Annotated in this window: 24 protein-coding genes; 23 read left to right on the top strand and 1 reads right to left on the bottom strand. The window is 41.0% G+C overall.

Going from position 1 to position 26,457, the window contains the following annotated elements:
* The first annotated feature begins 61 nt into the window (after window positions 1-61).
* From udk to FBF73_RS02125, 22 genes are all read left to right on the top strand, one after another.
* A complete protein-coding gene (udk, locus tag FBF73_RS02235) occupies window positions 62-700 on the top strand; it encodes a uridine kinase (RefSeq protein ID WP_136936856.1) in 639 nt (212 codons plus the stop codon).
* Between the two features lie 127 nt (window positions 701-827).
* Window positions 828-2,168 carry an exodeoxyribonuclease VII large subunit gene (gene xseA / locus FBF73_RS02230; RefSeq protein ID WP_136936855.1) on the top strand — a complete coding sequence of 447 codons (1,341 nt, stop codon included), beginning with the start codon at window positions 828-830 and terminating at the stop codon, window positions 2,166-2,168.
* Entirely contained in the window at window positions 2,146-2,358 is a 213-nt protein-coding gene (locus FBF73_RS02225) for an exodeoxyribonuclease VII small subunit (protein ID WP_000043223.1), read from the top strand. The genes xseA and FBF73_RS02225 overlap by 23 nt, the downstream gene beginning before the upstream one ends.
* On the top strand, window positions 2,355-3,230 hold the full coding sequence (locus FBF73_RS02220; protein ID WP_136936854.1) for a polyprenyl synthetase family protein: 876 nt from the start codon (window positions 2,355-2,357) through the stop codon (window positions 3,228-3,230). The genes FBF73_RS02225 and FBF73_RS02220 overlap by 4 nt, the downstream gene beginning before the upstream one ends.
* Window positions 3,223-4,038 (top strand): TlyA family RNA methyltransferase, encoded by an 816-nt coding sequence (locus FBF73_RS02215; protein ID WP_136936853.1) that lies wholly within the window; start codon window positions 3,223-3,225, stop codon window positions 4,036-4,038. The genes FBF73_RS02220 and FBF73_RS02215 overlap by 8 nt, the downstream gene beginning before the upstream one ends.
* Window positions 4,031-4,462, top strand: coding sequence for an arginine repressor (locus FBF73_RS02210; protein ID WP_136936852.1), 432 nt, complete (start codon window positions 4,031-4,033; stop codon window positions 4,460-4,462). The genes FBF73_RS02215 and FBF73_RS02210 overlap by 8 nt, the downstream gene beginning before the upstream one ends.
* A 6-nt stretch (window positions 4,463-4,468) precedes the next feature.
* A complete protein-coding gene (gene recN, locus FBF73_RS02205) occupies window positions 4,469-6,136 on the top strand; it encodes a DNA repair protein RecN (RefSeq protein WP_136936851.1) in 1,668 nt (555 codons plus the stop codon).
* Window position 6,137: 1 nt separating this feature from the next.
* Complete coding sequence (locus FBF73_RS02200; RefSeq protein WP_136936850.1) at window positions 6,138-6,866, top strand: metallophosphoesterase family protein; 729 nt, start codon at window positions 6,138-6,140, stop codon at window positions 6,864-6,866.
* Between the two features lie 78 nt (window positions 6,867-6,944).
* Window positions 6,945-8,768, top strand: coding sequence for a translation elongation factor 4 (gene lepA, locus FBF73_RS02195; RefSeq protein ID WP_136936849.1), 1,824 nt, complete (start codon window positions 6,945-6,947; stop codon window positions 8,766-8,768).
* Between the two features lie 138 nt (window positions 8,769-8,906).
* Window positions 8,907-9,755 (top strand): DNA-processing protein DprA, encoded by an 849-nt coding sequence (gene dprA / locus FBF73_RS02190; RefSeq protein WP_136936848.1) that lies wholly within the window; start codon window positions 8,907-8,909, stop codon window positions 9,753-9,755.
* Between the two features lie 233 nt (window positions 9,756-9,988).
* Window positions 9,989-12,076, top strand: coding sequence for a type I DNA topoisomerase (gene topA, locus FBF73_RS02185; RefSeq protein ID WP_136936847.1), 2,088 nt, complete (start codon window positions 9,989-9,991; stop codon window positions 12,074-12,076).
* A 105-nt stretch (window positions 12,077-12,181) separates the two neighbouring features.
* Window positions 12,182-12,541 (top strand): YbaN family protein, encoded by a 360-nt coding sequence (locus FBF73_RS02180; protein WP_033683781.1) that lies wholly within the window; start codon window positions 12,182-12,184, stop codon window positions 12,539-12,541.
* Between the two features lie 90 nt (window positions 12,542-12,631).
* Window positions 12,632-13,264, top strand: a complete 633-nt coding sequence (locus FBF73_RS02175) for a copper homeostasis protein CutC (protein WP_136936846.1) — start codon at window positions 12,632-12,634, stop codon at window positions 13,262-13,264.
* Window positions 13,265-13,307: 43 nt separating this feature from the next.
* On the top strand, window positions 13,308-13,964 hold the full coding sequence (locus tag FBF73_RS02170; protein ID WP_136936845.1) for an MmcQ/YjbR family DNA-binding protein: 657 nt from the start codon (window positions 13,308-13,310) through the stop codon (window positions 13,962-13,964).
* Between the two features lie 311 nt (window positions 13,965-14,275).
* Window positions 14,276-15,838 (top strand): 2-isopropylmalate synthase, encoded by a 1,563-nt coding sequence (locus tag FBF73_RS02160; protein ID WP_136936844.1) that lies wholly within the window; start codon window positions 14,276-14,278, stop codon window positions 15,836-15,838.
* Window positions 15,839-15,849: 11 nt separating this feature from the next.
* Window positions 15,850-16,887, top strand: a complete 1,038-nt coding sequence (gene leuB, locus FBF73_RS02155; protein WP_136936843.1) for a 3-isopropylmalate dehydrogenase — start codon at window positions 15,850-15,852, stop codon at window positions 16,885-16,887.
* On the top strand, window positions 16,884-17,153 hold the full coding sequence (locus tag FBF73_RS02150; protein WP_136936842.1) for a DUF1294 domain-containing protein: 270 nt from the start codon (window positions 16,884-16,886) through the stop codon (window positions 17,151-17,153). Before leuB ends, FBF73_RS02150 begins: the two co-directional genes overlap by 4 nt.
* A gap of 3 nt (window positions 17,154-17,156) precedes the next feature.
* Window positions 17,157-18,539 carry a 3-isopropylmalate dehydratase large subunit gene (leuC, locus tag FBF73_RS02145; RefSeq protein WP_136936841.1) on the top strand — a complete coding sequence of 461 codons (1,383 nt, stop codon included), beginning with the start codon at window positions 17,157-17,159 and terminating at the stop codon, window positions 18,537-18,539.
* 9 nt (window positions 18,540-18,548) lie between these two features.
* The gene (gene leuD, locus FBF73_RS02140) at window positions 18,549-19,142 is read left to right on the top strand and encodes a 3-isopropylmalate dehydratase small subunit (protein ID WP_136936840.1); all 594 of its coding nucleotides are present in this window, start codon (window positions 18,549-18,551) and stop codon (window positions 19,140-19,142) included.
* 27 nt (window positions 19,143-19,169) lie between these two features.
* Entirely contained in the window at window positions 19,170-19,949 is a 780-nt protein-coding gene (locus FBF73_RS02135) for an L-threonylcarbamoyladenylate synthase (RefSeq protein WP_000160505.1), read from the top strand.
* A 151-nt stretch (window positions 19,950-20,100) separates the two neighbouring features.
* Window positions 20,101-22,041 carry an McrB family protein gene (locus FBF73_RS02130; protein WP_169435155.1) on the top strand — a complete coding sequence of 647 codons (1,941 nt, stop codon included), beginning with the start codon at window positions 20,101-20,103 and terminating at the stop codon, window positions 22,039-22,041.
* Window positions 22,028-23,335, top strand: a complete 1,308-nt coding sequence (locus tag FBF73_RS02125) for an McrC family protein (protein WP_169435157.1) — start codon at window positions 22,028-22,030, stop codon at window positions 23,333-23,335. The genes FBF73_RS02130 and FBF73_RS02125 overlap by 14 nt, the downstream gene beginning before the upstream one ends.
* A gap of 703 nt (window positions 23,336-24,038) precedes the next feature.
* On the opposite strand, the gene guaA is transcribed toward FBF73_RS02125, so the two are convergent.
* Complete coding sequence (gene guaA, locus FBF73_RS02120) at window positions 24,039-25,601, bottom strand: glutamine-hydrolyzing GMP synthase (protein WP_041171154.1); 1,563 nt, start codon at window positions 25,599-25,601, stop codon at window positions 24,039-24,041.
* Between the two features lie 141 nt (window positions 25,602-25,742).
* On the opposite strand from guaA, the gene FBF73_RS02115 reads away from it, so the two are divergent.
* Window positions 25,743-26,441 carry a GntR family transcriptional regulator gene (locus tag FBF73_RS02115; protein ID WP_136936837.1) on the top strand — a complete coding sequence of 233 codons (699 nt, stop codon included), beginning with the start codon at window positions 25,743-25,745 and terminating at the stop codon, window positions 26,439-26,441.
* Window positions 26,442-26,457 lie beyond the last annotated feature (16 nt).

Here is a 26,457-nt window from a genome sequence, read left to right as displayed (position 1 = left end):
GACTATAAATTTTGTAAAAAATATGATAGAATAGACGACGGATAAAAAAACGGAGGATAGCATGCAAAATAGACCAATCATTATCGGAGTGACAGGTGGTTCTGGTGGAGGTAAGACCAGTGTTTCAAGAGCCATTTTATCGCATTTCCCTGATGAAAAGATTTCCATGATTGAGCACGATTCATACTACAAGGATCAGTCTCATTTGACCTTTGAAGAGCGTGTCAAAACCAACTACGACCATCCTTTTGCCTTTGATACAGACTTGATGATCGAGCAGATTAAGGAATTGTTGGCAGGGCGTCCGGTGGACATCCCGACTTATGACTATACAGAGCATACACGAAGCAACAAGACCTATCGTCAAGAGCCTCAAGATGTCTTTATCGTTGAGGGGATTTTGGTCTTGGAGGACAAGCGCCTGCGCGATTTGATGGATATCAAGATTTTTGTGGATACGGATGATGATGTTCGCATTATTCGTCGGATCAAGCGTGATATGGAGGAGCGAGGCCGTAGTCTTGATAGCGTTATTGACCAGTATTTAGGTGTGGTCAAGCCCATGTACCATCAGTTTATCGAGCCGACCAAACGTTATGCTGATATCGTCATTCCTGAGGGAGTCAGCAACACAGTGGCTATCGATCTGTTGACGACCAAGATTGCAAAGATTTTGGAAGAAGCTCGAAATACTAAATAAACAGATTTGGAGGCCTTGCCTCCTTTTTCTATTTTTCCCTCATAATGGTACATAAATGGAGATTTTTAGGCATATTTTTGGTATAATAATACCCATGAAAGAGCAAGAAAATGAATAGTAGGTGGAGATGGAAAAGTATTTATCGGTAACAACTTTGACCAAGTATCTGAAAATGAAATTCGATAAAGACCCTTATTTGGAACGGGTCTATTTAACTGGTCAAGTTTCCAACTTTCGTAAACGACCTACTCACCAATACTTCTCCCTAAAGGATGACCATGCAGTTATTCAAGCGACCATCTGGTCTGGGATTTATCAGAAATTAGGCTTCGATTTGGAAGAAGGGATGAAAATCAATGTGATTGGGCGTGTGCAGGTCTATGAACCCAGTGGGAGCTACTCCATCATCATTGAAAAGGCAGAGCCTGATGGGGTTGGGGCGCTTGCGATTCAGTTTGACCAACTCAAGAAAAAATTGACGGAAGAAGGTCTGTTTCAAGAACGCTTCAAGCAACCTCTGCCCCAATTTTCTAAGAGAATTGGTGTAGTAACCAGTCGCAGTGGAGCCGTTATTCGAGATATTATCACGACCGTCAGCAGGAGATTTCCAGGTGTCGATATCTTACTTTATCCAACTAAGGTGCAAGGTGAAGGCTCTGCGGAGGAAATTGCTTGTAATATTGCGCGTGCTAATCAACGAGACGATTTGGACTTGCTGATTATTGGTCGTGGTGGAGGTTCCATCGAGGATCTCTGGGCCTTTAACGAAGAAATTGTGGTACGAGCTATTTTTGAATCTCGTTTGCCAATCATTTCTAGTGTAGGGCATGAGACGGATGTGACCTTGGCAGATTTTGTGGCAGATCGACGAGCTGCAACACCGACAGCAGCGGCTGAACTGGCAACACCTGTGACCAAGTTGGATGTATTAGCTCATTTGCAAAATCAGGAAAAACGGATGGCAACGGCAGTTCGAAATGTGCTATCTAAGAAACAAGAAGCTTTGAAAAAATGCAGTCAGTCTGTTATCTTTAGACAGCCAGAGCGCTTGTATGACGGTTATTTGCAACGCTTGGATCAACTGCAACTGCGCTTAAAACAAAGTTTGCGAACACGGATTTCTGACAGCAACCAACTAGTCCAAGCAAGGACCCATCGACTGGTACAATTATCACCTGTTACCAAAATCCAGCGTTATCAAGACCGTCTAGACCAGTTGGATAAGCTTCTCCGTAGCCAAATGGCGCTGGTTTATGATGCCAAGGTTGCTGAAGTGAAGCGTCTTTCAGAAGCTTTGCTGATGTTGGATACCAGTCGAATTGTGGCGCGAGGTTATGCTATTGTCAAAAAAGAAGAGTCCGTTGTAGATTCGGTTGAGAGTTTGAAGAAAAAAGACCAAGTGACGCTTTTGATGCGGGATGGTCGAGTAGAATTAGAGGTTAAAGATGTCAAAACAAAAGAAATTTGAGGAAAATCTAGCAGAACTGGAAAGCATTGTCCAAAGTTTGGAAAATGGTGAAATTGCTCTGGAAGATGCGATTGCTGCCTTTCAAAAGGGCATGATCCTGTCAAAAGAGCTCCAAGCGACGCTGGATAAGGCTGAAAAGACCCTGGTCAAGGTCATGCAAGAAGACGGAACAGAAAGTGATTTTGAATGAAGAAGCAAGAAAAATTAGCTCTTGTCGAGTCGGCTTTGGAAGACTTTTATGGAGACCAGCAGTTTGCCTCTAGTTTGCGAGAGTCTGTTCTCTATTCCATTCATGCTGGTGGCAAGCGTATTCGACCTTTTCTCTTGTTAGAAGTTCTGGAAGCCTTGCAGGTCGCTATTAAACCAGCACATGCGCAGGTGGCTGCGGCCTTGGAAATGATTCATACAGGGAGCTTGATTCACGATGATCTTCCAGCTATGGATGATGATGATTACCGTCGGGGACGATTGACCAATCACAAGAAATTTGGTGAAGCTATGGCGATTTTGGCTGGAGATGCTTTATTCCTAGATCCTTACGCCTTGATAGCGCAGGCAGATTTGCCAAGTCAGATCAAGGTGGACTTGATTGCTAACTTATCGCTTGCGTCAGGAAGTCTGGGCATGGTAGCAGGCCAGGTTTTGGACATGGAGGGTGAACACCAGCATTTGTCTTTGGAAGAACTTCAGACCATTCATGCTAATAAGACTGGAAAACTACTAGCTTATCCCTTCCAAGCAGCTGCTATTATAGCCGAATTGGCACCTGAGATGCAGGCAAAACTGAAAACTGTAGGTGAATTGATTGGACTTGCTTTTCAAGTTCGAGATGATGTGTTAGATGTGACAGCTAGTTTTGAGGAAATCGGCAAGACACCTCAAAAGGACCTACAGGCAGAAAAATCAACCTATCCAGCCTTGTTGGGCTTGGAAGAGGCAATTGCCTTTTGTAACCAGACTTTGGATCAGTCTAATGCAAAATTAGAAGAAATTGCCCAGCAGGTTCCCTTTGAAATAGAATCGATTGTGAAAGTAGTAGAAAGTTTGAGAATCAATGGCTAAGGAAAGAGTGGATGTACTAGCTTATAAACAGGGCTTGTTTGAAACGAGAGAGCAGGCCAAGCGAGGTGTCATGGCTGGCCTAGTCGTAGCAGTCCTGAATGGAGAACGGTTTGACAAACCAGGAGAGAAAATTCCAGATGACACCGAGCTAAAACTCAAGGGGGAGAAACTCAAGTATGTTAGCCGTGGTGGTTTGAAACTGGAAAAGGCCTTGCAGGTCTTTGATTTGTCAGTGGATGGTGCGACCACGATTGATATCGGTGCCTCTACTGGAGGTTTTACCGATGTCATGTTGCAAAATGGTGCTGAGTTAGTCTTTGCAGTTGATGTTGGTACCAATCAGTTGGCTTGGAAATTACGCCAAGACCCACGAGTTGTCAGCATGGAGCAATTCAATTTTCGCTATGCTGAAAAGACTGATTTCGAGCAGGAACCAAGCTTTGCCAGTATTGATGTGAGTTTCATTTCCCTCAGTCTGATTCTTCCAGCCTTGCACCGTGTCTTGGCTGAACAAGGCCAAGTTGTGGCTCTAGTTAAGCCCCAGTTTGAGGCAGGTCGTGAGCAGATTGGAAAAAATGGAATCATTCGCGACGCCAAGGTCCATCAGAATGTCCTCGAATCTGTCACAACCATGGCAGTAGAGGAAGGCTTTTCAGTCCTTGGATTGGACTTTTCTCCCATCCAAGGTGGACATGGAAATATTGAATTTTTAGCGTATTTGAAAAAAGAAGAGTCAGCAAGTAATCAGGTTCTTGCTGAGATTGAAGAAGTAGTAGAGAGGGCGCATAGTCAATTTAAAAATGAATAAAAAAGAGAGACTTGAAAAAATTAGACGATTTGTGACAGATTATCAAATCGGTACACAAGAAGAAATTGTAGAACACTTGAAAGAGGCAGGTATCAGTGCCACTCAGGCAACGGTATCACGGGATATCAAAGAACTGGGTATTGTCAAGATTCCTTTGAGAGACAACACCTATGTCTATGAATTGCCAAAATCAATCGTAAAAAGTTTACAACTGGCTGAAGACAATATTGAGTCAGCTGAATTGATGGATAAGATGATTAATCTCCAAGTTATTCCAGGAAATACAGCCTTTGTAAAAGCTCAGTTAATCGAGACCTTTGCGGACAAAATTTTTAGCTGTTTAGCTGATGATAGTTCGATATTAGTCATTGCCAGAAGTGAAAGTCTAGCTGAGGAAATCTTTGAACAAGTAAAAAATTGGTAGGTCTATATGTTACTTGAAATTTCGATAAAAAACTTTGCCATTATTGAGGCTATTTCCCTCAATTTTGAAAAGGGAATGACTGTCCTGACTGGTGAAACGGGTGCAGGGAAGTCGATTATCATTGATGCCATGAATATGATGTTGGGAGCTCGTGCTACAACAGATGTTATTCGTCATGGTGCGCCAAAGGCAGAGATTGAGGGGCTATTCTCCGTTGAAAATAGTCGCCTTTTGCAGGAAATTTTTAATGAGCAAGGTTTGGAAATGGGTGATGAAATTATCATCCGTCGAGAAATCTTGCAAAATGGCCGTAGTATTAGTCGTGTGAATGGCCAGATGGTTAATCTGTCTGTTTTGCGTGCTATTGGGCAACATCTGGTAGATATTCATGGTCAGCATGACCAAGAGGAGTTAATGCGTCCTCAACTTCATATTCAAATGTTGGATGAATTCGGTGATGTTTCTTTTTGGGACCTAAAAGAAACCTATCAGACGAGTTTTGATGCCTACCGTAAAATGCGTAAGCAGGTTTTGGAAGTCAAGAAAAACCAACAAGAACATAAGGCACGTATCGAAATGTTGGAATTTCAAATGGCAGAGATTGAGGCAGCAAACTTGCAAGCAGGTGAAGACCTGGCTCTAAATCAAGAGCGAGAGAAGCTCCTCAACCATAAAAACATTGCGGATACGCTGACCAATGCTTATAGCATGTTGGACAATGAAGATTTTTCAAGTCTGGCCAATGTTCGTTCAGCCATGAATGACATGGAAAGTGTCGAAGAGTATGATCTTGAATACCGTGAAATTTCAAGCTCACTGTCTGAGACCTACTATGTCTTAGAAGACATTAGCAAACGTTTGGAAGCTATCATTGAGGACCTTGATTTTGACGGCAATCGTCTCATGCAGGTTGAGAATCGTTTGGACCTCCTTCATACCATTACCCGTAAGTATGGTGGAACTGTAGATGATGTCTTGCTTTATTTTGCCAAGATTACGGAAGAGTACAATCTCTTGACAGGCAATAATCTTTCTTCTGAAGACATGGAAGTAGAGCTTAAGGAATTGGAAGTCAACCTTGTTGACTTGGCAGGTCAGCTTGCATCTGCTCGTCATGACTTGGCTCAGCAGCTCGAAGCAGAGATTAAACAAGAGCTTCAAGACCTTTATATGGAAAAAGCCCAGTTTCAAGTTCGTTTTAGCAAGGGCAAATTCAGCCGTGAGGGAAATGAAATGGTTGAGTTTTATATTTCAACCAACCCTGGTGAAGACTTTAAACCCTTGGTTAAGGTTGCATCTGGTGGGGAATTATCTCGTCTCATGCTAGCTATTAAGTCTGCCTTTTCTCGTAAAGAAGGCAAGACAAGTATTGTCTTTGATGAGGTGGATACGGGAGTTTCAGGTCGTGTAGCTCAGGCCATTGCACAGAAGATTCACAAGATTGGCCAACATGGTCAGGTTCTGGCTATTTCCCATTTGCCACAAGTGATTGCGATTGCGGATTATCAATTCTTTATTGAGAAGATTAGTAATGACCATTCAACAGTTTCGACTGTTCGTCTCTTGACTGTTGAAGAGCGAGTGGAAGAAGTTGCTAAAATGTTGGCAGGTGATGATGTGACGGAAGCAGCCCTGACGCAAGCCAGAGAATTGTTGAGAAACAGGGAGAAATAAGATGACAGACTATTATGTAATTGGAGATGTTCACGGAAAAGCTGGGATGCTGAAAGACCTTCTTAAAACATGGGATGGTCAGACCCAGTTGCTCTTTCTAGGGGACTTGATTGACCGTGGTGAAGATAGTCGCCGTGTCCTTGAAATGGTCAAGGACTTAGTGGACAATCAAGGGGCTATCTGTTTGTCAGGAAATCACGAGTATATGTTTTTGACTTGGCTAGATGACCCTGAAGAAAGTTATGACCACTATCGTCGTAATGGTGGAGATACAACCATTAACTCTATCCTAGGTCGACCTTTGGATGCCCCAGTTGATGGAGTTGAGGATGCCAAGCGTGTTGCCACTGAAGCAGCAGATTTGGTCGAATTTATTCGTCAAATGCCTTTTGTGGTAGAGACAGACAAGTATATCTTTGTTCACGCAGGTATTGATTTGACCTTGGATGACTGGCATGAAACTACAGATTATAAAAAAGTCTGGCTTAGAAAACCATTCCACGAAGCAGAAAATCATACTGGAAAAACCATTGTCTTTGGCCATACACCGGTCTATGGTTTGTTGAAGCAAGAGCGAGGTACAGATGAGCTTTGGACTACAGAAGATGGCAAGATTGGGATGGACGGAGGAGCTGTTTATGGTGGTGTCCTTCACGGGATTGTCTTTACAGACCAAGGGATGACAGAACATCACTTTATCGAAAATGACGGCTTTGTCGCTGAAGATTAGTACTCCTAGCAGGGTATGGTCTTGTCAAAATGTCAAAAACAATTTATAATAAATAGATACCCTGAAAGGAAGAGAATCATGAACTTAGAAGAATTGAAAAAACGACAGGAGAAGATCCGTAACTTCTCTATTATCGCCCATATTGACCATGGAAAGTCGACTCTAGCAGACCGCATTTTGGAAAAAACAGAGACAGTCTCCAGTCGTGAAATGCAGGCTCAGCTTTTGGATAGCATGGATCTAGAACGGGAACGTGGGATTACCATTAAGTTGAATGCCATCGAGTTGAATTATACTGCAAAAGATGGGGAAACTTATATTTTCCACTTAATTGACACACCAGGGCACGTAGACTTCACCTATGAAGTTTCACGTTCGCTCGCTGCCTGTGAGGGAGCGATTTTGGTAGTTGATGCTGCTCAAGGGATTGAGGCTCAAACCCTTGCCAACGTTTATCTGGCCTTGGACAATGATTTGGAAATCATGCCAGTCATTAATAAAATTGACCTGCCAGCAGCAGACCCTGAGCGCGTGCGTACAGAGATTGAAGATGTCATTGGTTTGGATGCCAGTGAAGCAGTCTTAGCATCAGCTAAAGCTGGTATTGGTATCGAAGAAATTCTCGAGCAAATTGTAGAAAAAGTGCCAGCTCCAACAGGTGATGTGACGGCGCCACTTAAGGCCTTGATTTTCGATTCTGTTTACGATGCTTACCGTGGGGTTATCCTCCAAGTGCGTGTCATGGATGGAGTGGTCAAACCTGGTGATAAGATTCAGCTTATGAGCAATGGTAAGACCTTTGATGTGACAGAAGTTGGTATTTTTACTCCCAAAGCAGTTGGTCGTGATTTCCTTGCGACTGGTGACGTTGGTTATATTGCGGCTTCTATTAAGACAGTTCAGGATACCCGTGTGGGTGATACCGTTACCTTGGCAACTAATCCTGCGGCAGAGCCATTACATGGTTACAAGCAGATGAATCCTATGGTCTTTGCGGGTCTATATCCTATCGAGTCAAACAAGTACAATGACCTACGTGAAGCCCTTGAAAAATTGCAACTGAATGATGCTAGTCTCCAATTTGAACCAGAAACATCTCAGGCACTTGGATTTGGTTTCCGTTGTGGTTTCCTTGGACTTCTCCATATGGATGTTATCCAGGAACGTTTAGAGCGTGAGTTTAACATTGACCTAATCATGACAGCTCCGTCTGTTATTTATAAGGTTAATTTGACTGACGGTGAGTCTATGGATGTGTCCAACCCGTCTGAATTCCCAGACCCAACTAAGATTGCGACCATTGAGGAACCTTATGTTAAGGCGCAAATCATGGTACCACAGGAGTTCGTCGGATCAGTAATGGAGCTGGCTCAGCGCAAGCGTGGGGACTTTGTGACTATGGACTATATTGATGATAATCGTGTCAATGTTATCTATCAAATTCCACTGGCTGAAATCGTCTTTGACTTCTTTGATAAGCTTAAGTCTTCGACTCGTGGTTATGCAAGCTTTGACTACGAATTGTCAGAGTACCGTCCGTCTAAGCTGGTCAAAATGGACATCCTTCTCAATGGAGACAAAGTGGATGCCCTCAGCTTCATCGTTCACAAGGATTTTGCTTACGAACGTGGGAAACTCATCGTTGATAAACTCAAGAAAATCATCCCTCGCCAACAATTTGAGGTTCCTATCCAAGCAGCAATTGGACACAAGATTGTCGCTCGTACTGATATCAAGGCCCTTCGTAAGAACGTACTTGCTAAATGTTATGGTGGTGACGTTTCTCGTAAGCGTAAACTCCTTGAAAAACAAAAAGCCGGTAAGAAACGTATGAAAGCTATCGGATCAGTAGAAGTTCCACAAGAAGCTTTCCTTAGCGTCTTGAGCATGGATGAAGAGTAGAAGTATAAAGAAAAACATTTTATTGTTGATAGACTTTAAATGTCAAATAACAAAGATAAATAAAAGAAGATCAAATGGTCTTCTTTTTAATTTGTTTTACGAATAAATAGATGAGTAGAAAAAGAAATGGAGTTATTTATGAAAATCACAAACTATGAAATCTATAAGTTGAAAAAATCAGGTTTGACTAATCAACAGATTTTGGCAGTTCTAGAATACGGTGAAAATGTTGATCAGGAGCTTTTGTTGGGTGATATTGCAGATATATCAGGTTGCCGAAATCCAGCTGTTTTTATGGAACGATATTTTCAGATAGACGATGCACATTTGGAGAAGGAGTTTCAAAAGTTTCCATCTTTCTCTATTCTAGATGACTGTTATCCTTGGGATTTGAGTGAAATATACGATGCACCTGTACTTTTATTTTACAAAGGAAATCTTGACCTCTTGAAATTTCCTAAGGTAGCGGTCGTGGGTAGTCGTGCTTGTAGCAAACAAGGAGCTAAGTCAGTTGAAAAAATTATTCAAGGCTTGGAAAATGAACTGGTTATCGTCAGTGGATTAGCCAAGGGCATTGACACAGCAGCTCATATGGCAGCCCTGCAGAATGGTGGAAAAACTATTGCAGTGATTGGAACAGGACTGGATGTGTTTTATCCTAAAGCCAATAAACGCTTGCAAGACTACATCGGCAATGACCATCTGGTTCTCAGTGAGTATGGACCAGGCGAACAACCTCTGAAATTTCATTTTCCTGCCCGTAATCGCATCATTGCTGGACTTTGCCGCGGTGTGATTGTAGCAGAGGCTAAGATGCGCTCAGGTAGTCTCATTACCTGTGAGCGAGCAATGGAAGAAGGGCGCGATGTCTTTGCTATTCCTGGTAGCATTTTAGATGGATTATCAGATGGTTGCCATCATTTGATTCAAGAAGGAGCAAAATTGGTCACAAGTGGGCAAGATGTTCTTGCGGAATTTGAATTTTAATACTTTTCGAAAATCTCTTCAAACTACGTCAGCTTCCATCTGCAACCTCAAAACAGTGTTTTGAGCAACCTGCGGCTAGCTTCCTAGTTTGCTCTTTGATTTTCATTGAGTATAAGAAGAAAGTCCCCTTACTAGACAAACTTTTCTTCTATTATATAGGAGCTAAGTCTTGACAGTTATGCCAAAATGGTTTACACTTTATAAAGTTTATTACTTTGAAAAGGTGTGATACTGTGGCTACGGCAACAAAAAAGAAAAAATCAACAGTTAAAAAAAATCTAGTAATCGTGGAGTCGCCTGCTAAGGCCAAGACGATTGAAAAATATCTCGGCAGAAACTACAAGGTTTTAGCCAGTGTCGGACATATCCGTGATTTGAAAAAATCCAGTATGTCCGTCGATATTGAAAATAATTATGAACCGCAATATATCAATATCCGAGGAAAAGGTCCTCTCATCAATGACTTGAAAAAAGAAGCCAAAAAAGCTAATAAAGTCTTTCTGGCGAGTGACCCGGACCGTGAAGGAGAAGCGATTTCTTGGCATTTAGCTCATATTCTCAACTTGGATGAAAATGATGCCAATCGTGTGGTCTTCAATGAAATCACCAAGGATGCAGTCAAAAATGCTTTTAAAGAGCCACGCAAGATTGATATGGACTTGGTCGATGCCCAACAGGCTCGTCGTGTCTTGGATCGCTTGGTAGGGTATTCGATTTCGCCTATTTTGTGGAAGAAGGTCAAGAAGGGCTTGTCAGCAGGTCGCGTACAGTCTATTGCGCTTAAGTTAATCATTGATCGTGAGAATGAAATCAATGCCTTTCAGCCAGAGGAATACTGGACAATTGATGCTGTTTTTAAAAAGGGAACCAAGCAATTTCAGGCTTCCTTCTATGGAGTGGATGGTAAAAAGCTGAAACTGACTAACAATGATGATGTTAAGGAAGTTCTGTCTCGTCTGACAAGTAAAGACTTTTCAGTGGATCAGGTGGATAAGAAAGAGCGCAAACGCAACGCTCCTTTACCCTATACCACTTCATCTATGCAGATGGATGCTGCCAATAAAATTAACTTCCGTACTCGAAAAACCATGATGGTTGCCCAACAGCTCTATGAAGGGATTAATATCGGTTCTGGTGTTCAAGGTTTGATTACCTATATGCGTACCGATTCGACTCGTATTAGTCCTGTAGCGCAAAATGAAGCAGCAAGTTTCATTACGGATCGTTTTGGTAGCAAGTATTCTAAGCATGGTAGCAAGGTCAAAAACGCTTCAGGTGCTCAGGATGCCCACGAGGCTATTCGTCCATCTAGTGTTTTCAATACACCGGAAAGTATTGCTAAATATCTGGACAAGGATCAACTCAAGCTTTATACTCTTATTTGGAATCGTTTTGTAGCGAGTCAGATGACAGCTGCTGTCTTTGATACTATGGCTGTAAAATTATCGCAAAATGGGGTTCAATTTGCTGCTAATGGTAGTCAGGTTAAGTTCGATGGTTATCTTGCCATTTATAATGATTCTGATAAGAATAAGATGTTACCAGATATGGCTGTTGGAGATGTGGTTAAGCAGGTCAATAGCAAACCAGAGCAACATTTCACTCAACCGCCTGCCCGTTATTCTGAAGCGACCCTTATCAAGACCTTGGAGGAAAATGGGGTTGGACGTCCGTCAACCTACGCGCCAACCATTGAAACTATTCAGAAACGTTACTATGTTCGCCTTGCAGCCAAACGTTTTGAACCAACAGAATTGGGAGAAATTGTTAACAAGCTCATCGTTGAATATTTCCCAGATATCGTAAATGTGACCTTTACAGCTGAAATGGAAGGAAAGCTGGATGATGTCGAAGTCGGAAAAGAGCAGTGGCAACGTGTTATTGATGACTTTTACAAACCATTCTCTAAAGAGGTCTCCAAGGCTGAAGAAGAAATGGAGAAAATCCAAATCAAGGATGAACCAGCTGGATTTGACTGTGAAGTGTGTGGCAGTCCAATGGTTATTAAACTTGGTCGATTTGGTAAGTTCTACGCTTGTAGCAATTTCCCAGATTGCCGTCATACCCAAGCAATCGTGAAAGAAATCGGCGTTGAGTGTCCAAGTTGTCATCAGGGACAAATCATTGAGCGTAAAACCAAACGCAATCGCCTTTTCTATGGTTGCAATCGCTATCCAGAATGTGAATTTACCTCTTGGGACAAGCCTGTTGGTCGTGACTGTCCAAAATGTGGCAACTTCCTCATGGAGAAAAAAGTCCGTGGTGGTGGCAAGCAGGTTGTTTGCAGCAAGGGTGACTACGAAGAAGAAAAGATTAGATAAGAGGAGAGTCCTGAAAGTGAATTTCAGGCTCTTTTTGGTTAGAACTTGACAAAATTCATCATTGTATGCGAAACTAGAAGAGGATTATTTTAATTAGGAGAAGTTATGCGTATTATTTATCTGATAATTGGTTTTTTATCACTGGCCTTGGCTATTGTTGGGGTTGTTTTACCCTTGTTGCCTACAACACCTTTTCTTTTACTGTCTATTGCTTGTTTCTCAAGAAGTTCCAAGCGTTTCGAAGATTGGCTTTATCATACCAAGCTCTATCAGAGCTATGTAGCTGATTTTCGAGAAACAAAGTCTATTGCGCGTGAACGTAAGAAAAAAATCATCGTATCCATCTACATTTTGATGGGAATTTCCATTTATTTTGCACCTCTCTTACCTGTCAAAATTGGTCTAGGAGCCTTGACCATCTTTATCACTTATTATCTCTTCAAGGTCATTCCGGACAAAGAATAAAAAATAGTAGCAATTTTCCTTGATATAAATGAAAGCATATTCACAATAATATGATATAATAAATTCAAAGTAATAATCAAGGAGAATCAAATGATTTACGAATTTTGTGCTGAAAATGTGACCTTGCTTGAAAAAGCTATGGAGGCTGGAGCTCGCCGAATCGAACTCTGTGATAATCTAGCAGTTGGTGGGACAACGCCCAGCTATGGAGTGACCAAGGCAGCGGTTGAATTGGCAGCTAACTACGATACGACCATCATGACCATGATTCGTCCACGTGGTGGCGACTTTGTCTATAATGACCTAGAAATTGCTATTATGCTAGAAGACATTCGTTTGACTGCCCAGGCTGGAAGTCAAGGGATTGTTTTTGGGGCTTTAACTGCTGATAAGAAGTTGGATAAGCCTAATCTTGAGAAGTTGATAGCTGCATCAAAAGGAATGGAAATTGTCTTCCACATGGCCTTTGATGAATTGAGTGATGATGATCAACTGGAAGCTATTGACTGGCTCAGTCAAGCTGGAGTCACTCGAATCCTGACTCGTGCGGGTGTGTCTGGAGATTCGCTAGAGAAACGCTTTGCTCACTATCACAGAATTTTGGAGCATGCTAAAGGTAAAATTGAAATTCTACCAGGTGGGGGGATTGACCTTGACAACCGTCAAACCTTTATTGACCTGTTGGACGTGACACAATTGCACGGAACCAAGGTTGTCTTTTAAAAAATAGAAAGGAACTGCTAGCTTTGGGTAGCAGTTTTCACTTATGTTTGAAATTTTTAAATCCTATCAGTTTAATCAAGAAAAGGCTCATGCTTTTGGTTTTGTAGAAAATAGTGGAGTCTGGACCTATAGTTGCCAGATTTTGCAGGGTGACTTTGTCATGACTGTGTCCATTACTGCTGATAATGTGAACTTTCAAGTCTTTGACCAGGAAACGGGCGACCTATATCCTCAAGTCCATATGGAAAGTATGAGGGGAAGTTTTGTAGGAAGTGTCCGTGAGGCTTGTTTGGAGATTCTTTACCAGATTCGGAAGGCCTGTTTTGATGTGCAGGATTTTATCTGTTCTCAGACTAAGCGTATCATGGCTCAGGTTCAGGAAAAGTATGGAAACCAGTTGGAATATCTGTGGGAGAAATCGCCTGATACGGCAGTGTTAAGACATGAAGGCAATCAAAAGTGGTATGCCGTTTTGATGAAAATCTCTTGGGATAAGCTGGAAAAGGGCAGAGAAGGACAGGTGGAAGCAGTCAACCTCAAGCATGACCAAGTAGTTGACTTACTTTCAAAAAAGGGAATTTATCCAGCCTTTCATATGAATAAACGCTACTGGATTAGTGTGGCGCTTGATGATACTTTATCAGATGAAGAAGTACTGGAATTGATAGAAAGAAGCTGGAATTTAACTATTAAAAAATAAAACCTTTCAAGGATTTTCAATAACTTTCAATTAGCGAAATATTCTTTACTGAAGAAATTTTCAGAAAATATTGGATTTTTTATTGACAACTACTTTTGCCTATGCTAAAATACTAGACAAGATATCAAACGAAGGAGAAAGTCAAACATGAAAACAGCTAAGTTTAATCAATTTGCTTTGTTGTTGAGATACTCGGGCTAGTGCAAAATGCATTAGTCCTGTTTGGCTTACCAAGCGGGAGTAAATCAACATCTCGCTTGGGTTTCTGAGCGAGATGTTTTTTTAACCATATTTGGAAAAGGGGAAATCTTATGAGAACAGTTGAATTTCTAGATACCAGTCTTCGGGATGGGGAACAGACACCAGGTGTTAACTTTTCAATCAAGGAAAAAATTGCCATTGCAAGGCAGCTGGAGAAATGGGGCATTTCAGCCATTGAAGCTGGTTTTCCGGCGGCGAGTCCTGATTCATTCACAGCAGTTCAGGAGATTGCCAAGGTTTTGAAGAAAACAGCTGTAACTGGATTAGCACGCTCTGTTAAATCAGATATTGACGCTTGTTATGAAGCACTTAAGGATGCCAAGTATCCACAGATTCACGTCTTTATCGCTACCAGTCCGATTCATCGTAAGTATAAGCTCAATAAGAGCAAGGAAGAGATTTTAGAAGCTATTAAGGAGCATGTTTCATATGCCTGTTCTAAGTTTGAAGTGGTTGAATTCTCTCCAGAGGATGCGACTAGAACAGAATTGGATTTCCTCTTGCAAGTTGTTCAAACAGCGGTAGATGCAGGTGCGACTTATATCAATATTCCTGATACAGTTGGATTCACCACACCAGAAGAATACGGGGCTCTTTTTAAATACTTGATTGAGAATGTTAAGACGGATCGCCAGATTATCTATTCGTCTCACTGTCATGATGATCTTGGGATGGCAGTCGCTAATAGCCTGGCTGCCGTCAAGAATGGGGCAGGGCGAGTCGAAGGAACCATCAATGGTATTGGTGAGCGAGCTGGAAATGCTGCTTTGGAAGAAATAGCAGTGGCCCTCAATATTCGCCAAGATTACTATCAAGCAGAAACTAGTATTGTTTTAAATGAAACCATCAATACGTCAGAAATGGTTTCTCGCTTCTCAGGTATTCCAGTTCCTAAAAATAAGGCCGTCGTTGGTGGCAATGCCTTCTCTCACGAATCTGGTATTCACCAAGACGGAGTCCTTAAAAATCCTCTTACTTATGAGATTATCACCCCTGAATTGGTTGGTGTTAAGAGTAATAGTCTACCGCTTGGAAAATTGTCTGGTCGCCATGCCTTTGTTGAAAAACTAAGAGAATTAGCACTAGACTTTACAGAAGAGGACATCCAGCCACTCTTTGCTAAATTCAAGGCGCTGGCTGATAAGAAACAAGAAATCACAGATGCAGATATTCGTGCTCTGGTAGCTGGAACCATGGTTGAAAACCCTGAAGGATTCCACTTTGATGATTTACAACTTCAAACTCATGCAGATAATGACATTGAAGCACTCGTTAGCCTAGCCAATATGGATGGTGAGAAGGTCGAATTTAATGCAACAGGGCAAGGTTCTGTTGAGGCTATCTTTAACGCTATCGACAAGTTCTTTAATCAATCCGTTCGCTTGGTGTCTTACACTATTGACGCTGTGACAGATGGAATCGATGCCCAAGCTCGGGTTTTGGTCACTGTTGAAAATAGAGATACAGAAACCATCTTTAATGCAGCAGGGCTTGATTTCGATGTACTGAAAGCATCTGCTATTGCCTACATCAATGCTAATACCTTTGTTCAAAAAGAGAATGCTGGTGAGATAGGACGCAGTGTTTCTTACCGCGATATGCCTAGTGTGTAAAGGAGAAGGCTATGACAAAGAAAATAGTAGCTCTAGCAGGGGACGGAATTGGCCCAGAAATCATGGAGGCTGGTTTAGAGGTTCTGGAAGCCCTAGCTGAAAAAACAGGTTTTGACTATGAGATTGATAGACGACCTTTTGGAGGTGCAGGTATCGATGCTGCAGGGCATCCCTTACCTGATGAAACCCTCAAGGTATGTCGTGAAGCAGATGCCATTCTCCTAGCGGCCATCGGTAGTCCTCAGTATGATAGAGCAGCGGTTCGGCCTGAACAAGGCTTGCTGGCTCTCCGTAAGGAACTCAATCTTTACGCTAATATTCGCCCTGTAAAAATCTTTGACAGTCTCAAGCATTTGTCACCACTCAAATCGGAACGAATTGCTGGTGTAGATTTTGTCGTGGTGCGTGAGTTGACAGGCGGGATTTACTTTGGAGATCATATCCTTGAAGAGAGCAAAGCGCGTGATATTAACGACTATAGCTATGAGGAGGTGGAACGGATTCTTCGTAAAGCCTTTGAAATCGCAAGAAATCGGAGAAAAATCGTTACTAGCATTGATAAGCAAAACGTGTTGGCAACTTCAAAACTCTGGAGAAAAGTGGCTGAGGAGGTTGCGCAGGATTTTCCAGATGTAACCTTGGAACACCAGCTAGTAGACTCAGCTGCTATGCTTATGATTACCAATCCTGCCAAGTTTGATGTCATCGTGACGGAGAATCTTTTCGGAGATATTCTCTCAGATGAATCAAGCGTTCTATCTGGCACACTTGGAGTTATGCCATCAGCCAGTCATTCTGAAAATGGACCAAGTCTCTATGAACCTATTCACGGTTCAGCACCTGATATTGCTGGTCAAGGAATTGCTAATCCTATCTCCATGATTTTATCAGTGGCCATGATGCTGAGAGACAGCTTTGGACGTTATGAGGATGCAGAGCGTGTCGAGCATGCTGTTGAGGTAAGTTTAGCATCTAGCATTTTAACTAGAGATTTAGGAGGACAGGCTTCGACCAAGGAAATGACAGAAGCCATCATTGAAAGATTATGAAACTAAACGAAGGAATTACTCTAGTCCTTTTGATTTGGAATGTCATGGTTTTCTTGATTTATGGCATTGACAAATCCAAGGCAAGGAGAAGAGCTTGGCGCATCCCTGAGAAAATCTTACTCATTTTAGCCTTTACTTGTGGTGGCTTTGGTGCCTGGTTAGCAGGAATCATTTTTCACCACAAGACTAGAAAATGGTACTTTAAAACGGTTTGGTTTCTCGGGATGGTGACCACACTAGTAGCCTTATATGTTATTTGGAGGTAATGGATGGCAGGAAAATCGATTTTTGATAAATTATGGGACCGCCATGTCATCACAGGTGAAGAGGGGCAACCCCAACTCATGTATGTGGATCAGCACTATATTCACGAGGTGACCAGTCCTCAGGCTTTTCAAGGATTACGAGACGCAGGTCGCAGATTGAGACGACCAGACTTGACATTTGGAACCTTTGACCACAATGTCCCGACGGTCAATATCTATGATATTCGAGATGTAATTTCTAAAGCGCAAATTGATAAACTAGCTGAAAATGTTGAGGAGTTTGGGATTGAACATGCGGCCCACGGTTCAGAAAAGCAGGGGATTGTTCACATGGTTGGTCCAGAGACAGGACGGACCCAACCAGGAAAATTCATTGTCTGTGGAGACAGTCACACAGCAACCCACGGAGCTTTCGGAGCCATCGCCTTTGGGATTGGGACTAGTGAGGTTGAGCATGTCTTCGCTACCCAGACCCTCTGGCAGGTTAAACCTAAGAAAATGTTGGTTGAATTCACTGGAGTTCCTCAAAAAGGAGTTTATTCCAAGGATTTCATTTTAGCCTTGATTGCCAAGTACGGCGTTGCTTGCGGTGTAGGCTACGTGGTGGAATATCGGGGACAAGCAATTGATGCACTGAGCATGGAAGAACGCATGACCATCTGCAATATGTCCATCGAGTTTGGATCTAAGATGGGGATTATGAATCCGGATCAAACCACCTATGATTATCTCAAGGGTCGCGAGTGTATTCCAGAGGACTTTGAAGAGGCTGTGGCTGATTGGAAAACAATTGTCAGTGATGATGATGCTGTTTACGATAAGGTTATTCATATGGATGTCTCAGACCTTGCTCCTATGGTGACCTGGGGAACCAACCCTGCTATGGGGGTTGACTTTGACAGTAGCTTCCCAGAAATTAAGGATATGAATGATGAACGAGCCTACAATTATATGGATTTGGAGCCTGGTCAAAAGCCAGCAGATATTGAACTAGGTTATATCTTTATCGGCTCTTGTACAAATGCTCGTCTCAGCGACTTGCAACTGGCTGCGCGATTTGTCAAAGGGAAGAAAATTGCTCCCAACTTAACGGCTATCGTAGTCCCAGGTTCTCGTCCTGTCAAACGAGCTGCTGAGAAGTTGGGCTTGGATAAAGTTTTCTTAGATGCTGGCTTTGAATGGAGAGACCCGGGTTGCTCTATGTGCCTAGGGATGAATCCAGACAAGGTTCCTGATGGTGTCCATTGTGCCTCAACAAGCAATCGAAACTTTGAGGACAGACAAGGCTTTGGCGCTAAGACTCATCTCTGTAGTCCAGCCATGGCAGCTGCGGCAGCTATCGCAGGGCGCTTCGTAGATGTTCGGCTAATGCCAGAGGCCCAGTAAGGAGAGGATATGGAGAAATTCACAGTTTATACAGGAACGACCGTTCCTCTCATGAATGATAACATCGACACCGACCAAATCCTACCCAAGCAGTTTCTAAAGTTAATTGATAAAAAAGGCTTTGGTAAGTACCTCATGTATGCTTGGCGTTATTTGGACGATCTCTATACTGAGGACCCAGACTTTGTCTTTAACCGACCTGAATATCGGAAAGCCAGTATTCTCATCTCAGGAGATAACTTTGGGGCAGGGTCTTCGAGGGAGCATGCAGCTTGGGCTCTAGCGGACTATGGTTTTAAAGTCGTGATAGCAGGGTCTTTTGGGGATATTCATTACAATAATGAACTCAATAATGGCATGTTGCCTATTGTTCAGCCCAGAGAGGTTAGAGAGAAACTGGCCCAGCTACAACCGACTGATCAGGTAACTGTGGACTTGGAGCAACAAAAAATCATCTCACCAGTTGGAGAATTCACTTTCGAAATCGATAGCGAATGGAAACACAAACTCTTAAATGGTTTGGATGATATCGGTATTACTTTGCAGTATGAAGATTTGATTGCTGCCTATGAAAAACAACGACCAGTCTACTGGCAGGATTAGAAGAAAATTAGAAAAGGAAATAGAATTATGACAAAACACATTCAATGGAACGGAACACTTTCACAAGAAGGCTATGACATTTTAAAAGGTGAGGGAGGGTGCATTGTTTGTCCTACAAAAGTCGGTTATATCATCATGACTAGCGATAAGGCAGGACTTGAACGCAAGTTTGAAGCCAAAGAGCGTAACCGTAACAAACCAGGTGTTGTTCTCTGTGGTAGCATGGATGAGCTTCGCGCCTTAGCACAACTCAACCCAGAAATTGAAGCCTTCTACCAAAAACATTGGGACGAAGATATTCTTCTTGGTTGTATCCTTCCTTGGAAACCAGAAGCCTTTGAAAAACTAAAAGCATACGGTGATGGCCGTGAAGAACTGATGACGGACGTACGTGGTACTAGCTGTTTTGTTATCAAATTTGGGAAAGCTGGTGAACAATTGGCTGCCAAACTTTGGGAAGAAGGAAAAATGGTATACGCTTCATCTGCAAATCCTTCTGGAAAAGGAAATCGTGGTAAGGTTGAAGGAATCGGAGAACGTATCGAAGGAGCAGTGGACCTTGTTATCGAGGCAGACGACTACGTGGCATCAATCCAACCTGATAAAACGATTGAAACTCGCTACGAGCAAGGTGTGATGGTCTCTATGGTTGATAAAGACGGTAAACTCATCCCAGAACAAGGAGGAGCACGTTCAACTTCACCAGCTCCAGTTGTAATCCGCAAAGGGCTTGACATTGATAAGATTATGATGCACCTGTCAGACACCTTTAACTCATGGGACTACCGTCAGGGAGAGTATTATTAAGATAAAAAAGAAGTCTAGTGTTATGAGGGAATACCCCACCCTACACTAGGCTTTTCTTTAGAAATTCTTTTCTTTTTTTATAGGGTATGATATTCTATATATGAAATATATAGTTTTTTATTCGAACATTATTATAAAAGGAGTAAGATTGATGCTGAAAAGAAAAATTAGTTTGGATGATTTTTATGCTTGGTACCAAGAAAATAAGATAAGATTAAGAGAAGATGCATCCAAATATAGTATTTACAATGAACAATTACGTGAAGAATTTCTTAGAGAGTGGCCACTTGATAGAATTTTAACCATGTCTATCGATGATTATGTTATTGGGAAAGGTGCTAAAAGTAATTCTTTTTGCTATAGTCTTGAGAGGGGGAAATACAAATCTTTATTTTTAGGTATTGGAGGAGGAGGCTCTTCAAAATTTGGTATTTATTGGAATGAGGATACCCAAAGCTATAAAAATCAAGCTAATAAAATCATTCCTATATCTGAATTGGCGCAACGTTTTAATAAACTAAAAAGAGATCTGTATCAGATTATTCAAATCGGTAGTAAACTTGATTTTGACAATCCTATATTTGATATGAAAAAGTCCACAAATGAATTTATTGGTCGTTCTGCTGTGGTGACAAAATTACTTTGTATTTATTCTGAGAACAATTCTTTTTTAGGAGTAAATATGAATAGTCAGAATGAATGTTGGAATAGGTTGATTCCTCAAAGTAATCAAGGAGGACCCTATCGTCAGAATCATGAGATTTGTAAACTATTTTCTAAAACCTATCCTGAACTAGCATCTTCAATTTTGGGAAGCATTTTATTTGAATATTCAACACAATTTCTAGACGATAAAGAAAAGAAAGAAGAAAAAATGTTTGCAGAATATAAGATTTATCATCCATTGAGTCAAACTCTACTACAATCCAGAAACCTCATCCTCCGTGGTGCTCCTGGCACAGGAAAAACTTATCTTGCTAAAGAAATTGCGGCAGAGCTAACTGGTGGTAATGAAGATCAAATCGACTTTGTACAATTTCACCCTTCCTATGATTATACGGATTTTGTAGAGGGGTTGAGACCGGTATCAAATGGGGATGGAGCTATTGAATTTAAATTACAAGATGGTATTTTTAAAGATTTTTGTCAGAAAGCAAAAGAAGCCCAATTGATTGGAGGACAAGATAATTTTGATGAGGCTTGGGATTCTTACTTAGAATATATAAATGTTGCCGAAGAAAAAGAATATATAACAAAAACATCTTACTTATCTGTTAATAGTAGACAAAATTTGTCAGTAAATTATGATAGTGGTGTTCCAGGATGGTCACTACCTCGCAAATATGTTTACGAGTTGTATAAAGATAAAAATTATAATAAGCAAGAATACTACAAAAGTGGTGGAAAAACTGTCCTAGAAACATTGAGAAAGAGATTTGGTTTGAAAGACTATGTTTCCCCAACAGAAATTGACACAGACAAGAAATTCGTCTTCATCATCGATGAAATCAACCGTGGGGAGATTTCTAAGATTTTTGGTGAACTCTTTTTCTCTATTGACCCTGGCTATCGTGGTGAAAAGGGAAGTGTTTCTACCCAATATGCAAATCTACACGAAACTGATGAAAAGTTTTATATCCCCGAAAATGTTTACATAATTGGAACAATGAATGATATTGACCGTTCGGTAGATACCTTTGATTTTGCTATGCGTCGTCGCTTCCGTTTTGTTGAAGTTACTTCCGAGAGTCAAGTTGGTATGCTAGACGATGTTCTCGGTGATGAAGCAAAAGAAGCGAAAAAACGTTTAAGAAACTTAAATGCTGCTATCGAGAACGTTCAGGAGCTAAACAGTCATTATCATATCGGACCAAGTTATTTCCTTAAGTTGAAGGATGTAGATTTTGACTATGAATTACTCTGGTCTGATTACCTCAAACCGCTTTTGGAAGATTACTTACGGGGTTCTTATGAAGAGACTGAAACTCTGGAAACATTGAAAAATGCATTTGATCAGATAAGTATAGAGGAAGCAAGTGAGTCTATAGCTGATAACAATGAAGGCGTTGCGAATGATAATGCGTATAACTGATAATCAGCATAGAATTGCTAAGGAAGATTTTGTCGCAGAATATCCCAAACTAAGTCAAGCACTTCTTGATAGAACACTGGATAACCTTTCTAAAGAGGACAATATCTTTATTTTTCCAAATGATTTGACTCATACTCCTGATTTGGATAAGGACCAAAAGATTTTTGAAACAGTTAATCAGGAAATTAAAACAGGTAATGTGATTGGTTTTCTGGGTTGTGATCAGGAAAGATTGACGATTTCTTCTCGTTTTTCTGATAAAAGTAACGACCATTTTTTACATTATCTTTTACAAAAGATTCTCAATATCAATCTGACTAGTTTGGATGTCGGTCTATCTCCTGAAGATAAACTCTATCAACTCTTGGTTTATCTCTTTCCAAAGTATCTGCAAGCTGCTCTTCGAAAAGGTCTTTATAAGGAATACCAGAGATTTTCTCATAACGACAGTCATGTAAAGGGGGTGATTGATGTAGGAAATCATCTTAAGAATAATGTTCCTTTTATGGGAAATATTGCCTATACCACTAGAGAGTTTACCCATGATAATCCACTCATACAGCTGATTCGGCATACGATTGAGTATATAAGGACTCAAAAAAGTTTCGGAGTTATGCTCGATAATAATCGTGAAACTATAGCTGAAGTTACGCGTGTAACCCCTTCTTATAAATTAGCCGATCGTGCTAAATTTATCAGAATAAATAAAACCAAACCTCTTCGTCATGCCTATTTTCGAGAGTACAGAAAGTTGCAAGAGCTTTGCCTGATGATCCTAAATAGAGAAAAGAATGGTTTAGGATACCAAGAGCAAAAAATCCACGGTATTCTTTTTGATGTTTCCTGGCTTTGGGAAGAGTATGTTCATACCTTGTTACCAAAAGGATTTTTGCATCCTCGGAATAAAGAAAAGACGGACGGAATTTCAGTATTTTCTGTTGGGAAACGAAAAGTATATCCAGATTTTTATGACAGAGAACGAAAGATTGTTCTAGATGCTAAATATAAAAAATTGGAGTTCACTGAAAAAGGGATCAACCGTGAGGACTTGTTCCAGTTGATTTCCTATTCTTATATTTTAGAAGCTGAGAAAGCTGGACTAATTTTTCCTAGTATAGAGCAGTCAGTAAATAGTGAAATAGGAAAAGTAGAGGGGCACGGAGTCTTGCTTAAAAAGTGGTCTATCCAAATCCCTCAGAAGGTTTCATCCTACAGTGAGTTTTGTGAAAAGATGGAAAGTTGCGAGGAAATTTTTAAAAGGAATATTGATGAGGAAGTGGCGGGAAATAAATAGAGAGTGTAAAGAATTTCCTCTATAAAAACCGAAGACAAACATCATTTTAGTGTTTGTCTTTTTAATATCTTCAGCTTGGACTTACCAACTTTTCTTGTGTAACGTAGATTGTGGTATTCTTTGTCTGTACCAAGAAGTCAATCCACCTTTTCTTTTAGTCTCTGCTACAGTTTCTAGTACGAAGCTTCCCTTTCTTTCCACGAGGGCAAGTATAAGTGAATACAAGTGTAATATCTTGGTCAAGGTGGATTCTTAATCTTGAAAATAACGACTGTAATTCTTTCTATAAGTCATAAAATGTGGAATATTAATATCATTGTTCAAATTAAAAAAACAAAAACTAGTGATAGGAGGTATTGTCCTTAATGTTCTTTATAATTTGGCACATGGATGGAATATTGTATAAGAATTGGATGAGAGTTTTTGACTAGTATATAGTAGGTTTAAAACTAGAGCATCCTTTATCATTGAAATAAGCATCTGAAACAAAGCTACAGATGAAGGAAAATCAATGTCTCGTTCAACCTGACTAATAAAATGATTTGACTAATAAGATCATCAAGCGTGTAAAAAATAAATTAATTGCTGTTGTAGTCTGGATTTCCTCTGTGAAACATAGGGGAAATCTTATATCTAGTATATGACCAGTGCAAAAGAAAAGCCCTTAGAAACTTCTAGTCTAAGGATTTTCTATACTATTATTTTATTCCCACTCAACGGTTGCAGGCGGTTTACTTGTAATATCGTAGACAATACGGTTAACATGATCTACTTCATTTACGATACGTACTGAGATTTTTTGAAGGACTTCCCATGGAATTTTGGCAAAATCAGCAGTCATCCCATCGATAGAAGTGATAGCACGGATTGCAATCGTGTAGTCATATGTACGACCGTCACCCATAACACCAACTGAACGAACGCCTGTGTTAACTGTGAAGTATTGCCAGATATCGCGGTCAAGACCTGCTTTAGCAATTTCCTCACGAAGAATAGCGTCTGACTCACGAACGGTTTCAAGTTTCTCTTCAGTGATTTCACCCATAACACGGATAGCAAGACCTGGTCCTGGGAATGGTTGGCGCCATACGATATGGTCTGGCATGCCAAGTTCTGTACCAAGGGCACGAACCTCATCTTTATAAAGAGTATTGAGTGGTTCAATCAATTCAAACTGCATGTCTTCTGGAAGACCACCCACGTTGTGGTGTGACTTGATGGTTTGAGCTGTATCAGTTCCAGACTCAATCACATCAGTATAAAGAGTTCCTTGAGCAAGGAATTTCACATCTTTGAGCTTACTTGCCTCGTCATCAAATACATAGACAAATTCATTACCGATGATTTTACGTTTTTGTTCTGGGTCAGAAACGCCAGCAAGTTTGTCAAGGAAACGTTTAGCAGCGTCTGCTTTGACGATATTCAAACCAAACTTACCGCCAAGCATGTCCATAACTTGGTCCGCTTCTCCTTTACGAAGAAGACCGTGGTCCACGAAGATACAGATCAATTGATCGCCAATAGCCTTTTGGAGAAGAACCCCAACTACAGATGAATCAACCCCACCGGATAGACCAAGAAGGACACGTTTATCACCGACAGTCTCACGGATTTTTTGGATCTGCATATCGATGAAGTTATCCATTGACCAATCACCTTTAGCCTTACAGATGTTAAGGGCAAAGTTACGAAGGATATCATTTCCGTATACAGAATGGCGAACTTCTGGGTGGAATTGGATACCATAAATGTGTTTATCTGGGTTTTCGATGGCTGCGTATGGGCAGTCAGCTGATGTACCTGTACGAACAAAGTCAGAAGGAATCTCAGTAACCGCATCACCATGGCTCATCAAAACAGTCTGCTCGTCTGGTGTTGATTCAAAAAGAGCTGATGGTGTGTGAGTAAGAGTTGATTGACCGTATTCACGATTTCCAGCATCACCTGCAGGAACAACTTTTCCTCCAAGTTTATGGGTCAATAACTGCATACCATAACAAATTCCCAAAATAGGAATTCCAAGTTCGAAGATTTCTGGGTCAATATCAAATGAACCATCTTCGTATACAGAGTTTGGACCACCTGACAGGATGATTCCTACAGGATTGATTTCACGAACTTCAGCAGCTGAAATTTTATGGCTTTTTAGTTCTGAAAAAACACCAATCTCACGGATACGGCGTGAAATCAGCTGGTTGTATTGGCTACCATAGTCCAATACGATGATTTTTTCTACATCTTGCAAATCAGTTGAAATGTTGCTCATCTTTTTCCTTTCTCAAAAGAAATATCTTTTTTCAATATTCTATCACAAATAAGGGCGAATTACCAACTAAACAAGGCGAAGTTTGACTTTTTCTAGTTTATTGGGGTACAATAGAGAAAAGATAGAAATGAAGTGAAAAATATGCTACCTGCTTATATGAAAATCCATGATCAGATTAAAAAGGATATTGACGAGTACCGTTGGGCTATTGGGGAGAGGCTTCCTAGTGAACGAGATTTAGCAGAGCAGTTTGAGGTCAGTCGCATGACCCTCCGCCAAGCCGTATCTCTATTAGTCGAAGAAGGTGTCTTAGAGCGCCGCGTAGGAAGTGGCACCTTTGTTTCTAGTACTCGGGTACAAGAAAAGATGCGAGGGACAACCAGTTTTACTGAAATTGTTAAGTCTCAAGGTAAAGTTCCCTCTAGCCAGCTCATTTCCTACAGAAAAACCATTCCCAATGAGCAGGAAGTTGCCAAGCTAGGAATTTCTCCTACCGAAAATATTATCCGAATGGAGCGGGTTCGCTATGCCGACAGTATTCCTCTTGTTTATGAAGTTGCTTCTATTCCTGAAAAATTTATTAAGAATTTTAAAAAAGAAGAAATCACCAGTCATTTCTTCCAAACTTTGCAAAAACACGGTTACCGTATCGGTAAATCACAGCAGACTATTTATGCTCGTCTTGCTAAAGAAAAGATTGCTCACTATTTGGAAGTTGAAAGAGGACATGCTATTCTTGGTTTGACTCAGGTTTCCTACCTAGAAGATGGGACAGCTTTTGAATACGTAAAAAGTCAGTATGTAGGCGAACGTTTTGAATTTTATCTTGAGAATAACTAGTCTAGAAAGGCTAGTT

This window comes from Streptococcus mitis (genome assembly GCF_005144795.1).
GTDB classification, from domain to species: domain Bacteria; phylum Bacillota; class Bacilli; order Lactobacillales; family Streptococcaceae; genus Streptococcus; species Streptococcus mitis_BB.
This window is presented reverse-complemented; position numbering and strand designations above follow the sequence as displayed.

Bases quoted from the DNA above. Each gene is read 5' to 3' on its own strand.
- udk (WP_136936856.1), top strand. From the start codon at position 62: ATGCAAAATAGACCAATCATTATCGGAGTGACAGGTGGTTCTGGTGGA.
- xseA (WP_136936855.1), top strand. From the start codon at position 828: ATGGAAAAGTATTTATCGGTAACAACTTTGACCAAGTATCTGAAAATG.
- FBF73_RS02225 (WP_000043223.1), top strand. From the start codon at position 2,146: ATGTCAAAACAAAAGAAATTTGAGGAAAATCTAGCAGAACTGGAAAGC.
- FBF73_RS02220 (WP_136936854.1), top strand. From the start codon at position 2,355: ATGAAGAAGCAAGAAAAATTAGCTCTTGTCGAGTCGGCTTTGGAAGAC.
- FBF73_RS02215 (WP_136936853.1), top strand. From the start codon at position 3,223: ATGGCTAAGGAAAGAGTGGATGTACTAGCTTATAAACAGGGCTTGTTT.
- FBF73_RS02210 (WP_136936852.1), top strand. From the start codon at position 4,031: ATGAATAAAAAAGAGAGACTTGAAAAAATTAGACGATTTGTGACAGAT.
- recN (WP_136936851.1), top strand. From the start codon at position 4,469: ATGTTACTTGAAATTTCGATAAAAAACTTTGCCATTATTGAGGCTATT.
- FBF73_RS02200 (WP_136936850.1), top strand. From the start codon at position 6,138: ATGACAGACTATTATGTAATTGGAGATGTTCACGGAAAAGCTGGGATG.
- lepA (WP_136936849.1), top strand. From the start codon at position 6,945: ATGAACTTAGAAGAATTGAAAAAACGACAGGAGAAGATCCGTAACTTC.
- dprA (WP_136936848.1), top strand. From the start codon at position 8,907: ATGAAAATCACAAACTATGAAATCTATAAGTTGAAAAAATCAGGTTTG.
- FBF73_RS02180 (WP_033683781.1), top strand. From the start codon at position 12,182: ATGCGTATTATTTATCTGATAATTGGTTTTTTATCACTGGCCTTGGCT.
- FBF73_RS02175 (WP_136936846.1), top strand. From the start codon at position 12,632: ATGATTTACGAATTTTGTGCTGAAAATGTGACCTTGCTTGAAAAAGCT.
- FBF73_RS02170 (WP_136936845.1), top strand. From the start codon at position 13,308: ATGTTTGAAATTTTTAAATCCTATCAGTTTAATCAAGAAAAGGCTCAT.
- FBF73_RS02160 (WP_136936844.1), top strand. From the start codon at position 14,276: ATGAGAACAGTTGAATTTCTAGATACCAGTCTTCGGGATGGGGAACAG.
- leuB (WP_136936843.1), top strand. From the start codon at position 15,850: ATGACAAAGAAAATAGTAGCTCTAGCAGGGGACGGAATTGGCCCAGAA.
- FBF73_RS02150 (WP_136936842.1), top strand. From the start codon at position 16,884: ATGAAACTAAACGAAGGAATTACTCTAGTCCTTTTGATTTGGAATGTC.
- leuC (WP_136936841.1), top strand. From the start codon at position 17,157: ATGGCAGGAAAATCGATTTTTGATAAATTATGGGACCGCCATGTCATC.
- leuD (WP_136936840.1), top strand. From the start codon at position 18,549: ATGGAGAAATTCACAGTTTATACAGGAACGACCGTTCCTCTCATGAAT.
- FBF73_RS02135 (WP_000160505.1), top strand. From the start codon at position 19,170: ATGACAAAACACATTCAATGGAACGGAACACTTTCACAAGAAGGCTAT.
- FBF73_RS02130 (WP_169435155.1), top strand. From the start codon at position 20,101: ATGCTGAAAAGAAAAATTAGTTTGGATGATTTTTATGCTTGGTACCAA.
- FBF73_RS02125 (WP_169435157.1), top strand. From the start codon at position 22,028: ATGCGTATAACTGATAATCAGCATAGAATTGCTAAGGAAGATTTTGTC.
- guaA (WP_041171154.1), bottom strand. From the start codon at position 25,601: ATGAGCAACATTTCAACTGATTTGCAAGATGTAGAAAAAATCATCGTA.
- FBF73_RS02115 (WP_136936837.1), top strand. From the start codon at position 25,743: ATGCTACCTGCTTATATGAAAATCCATGATCAGATTAAAAAGGATATT.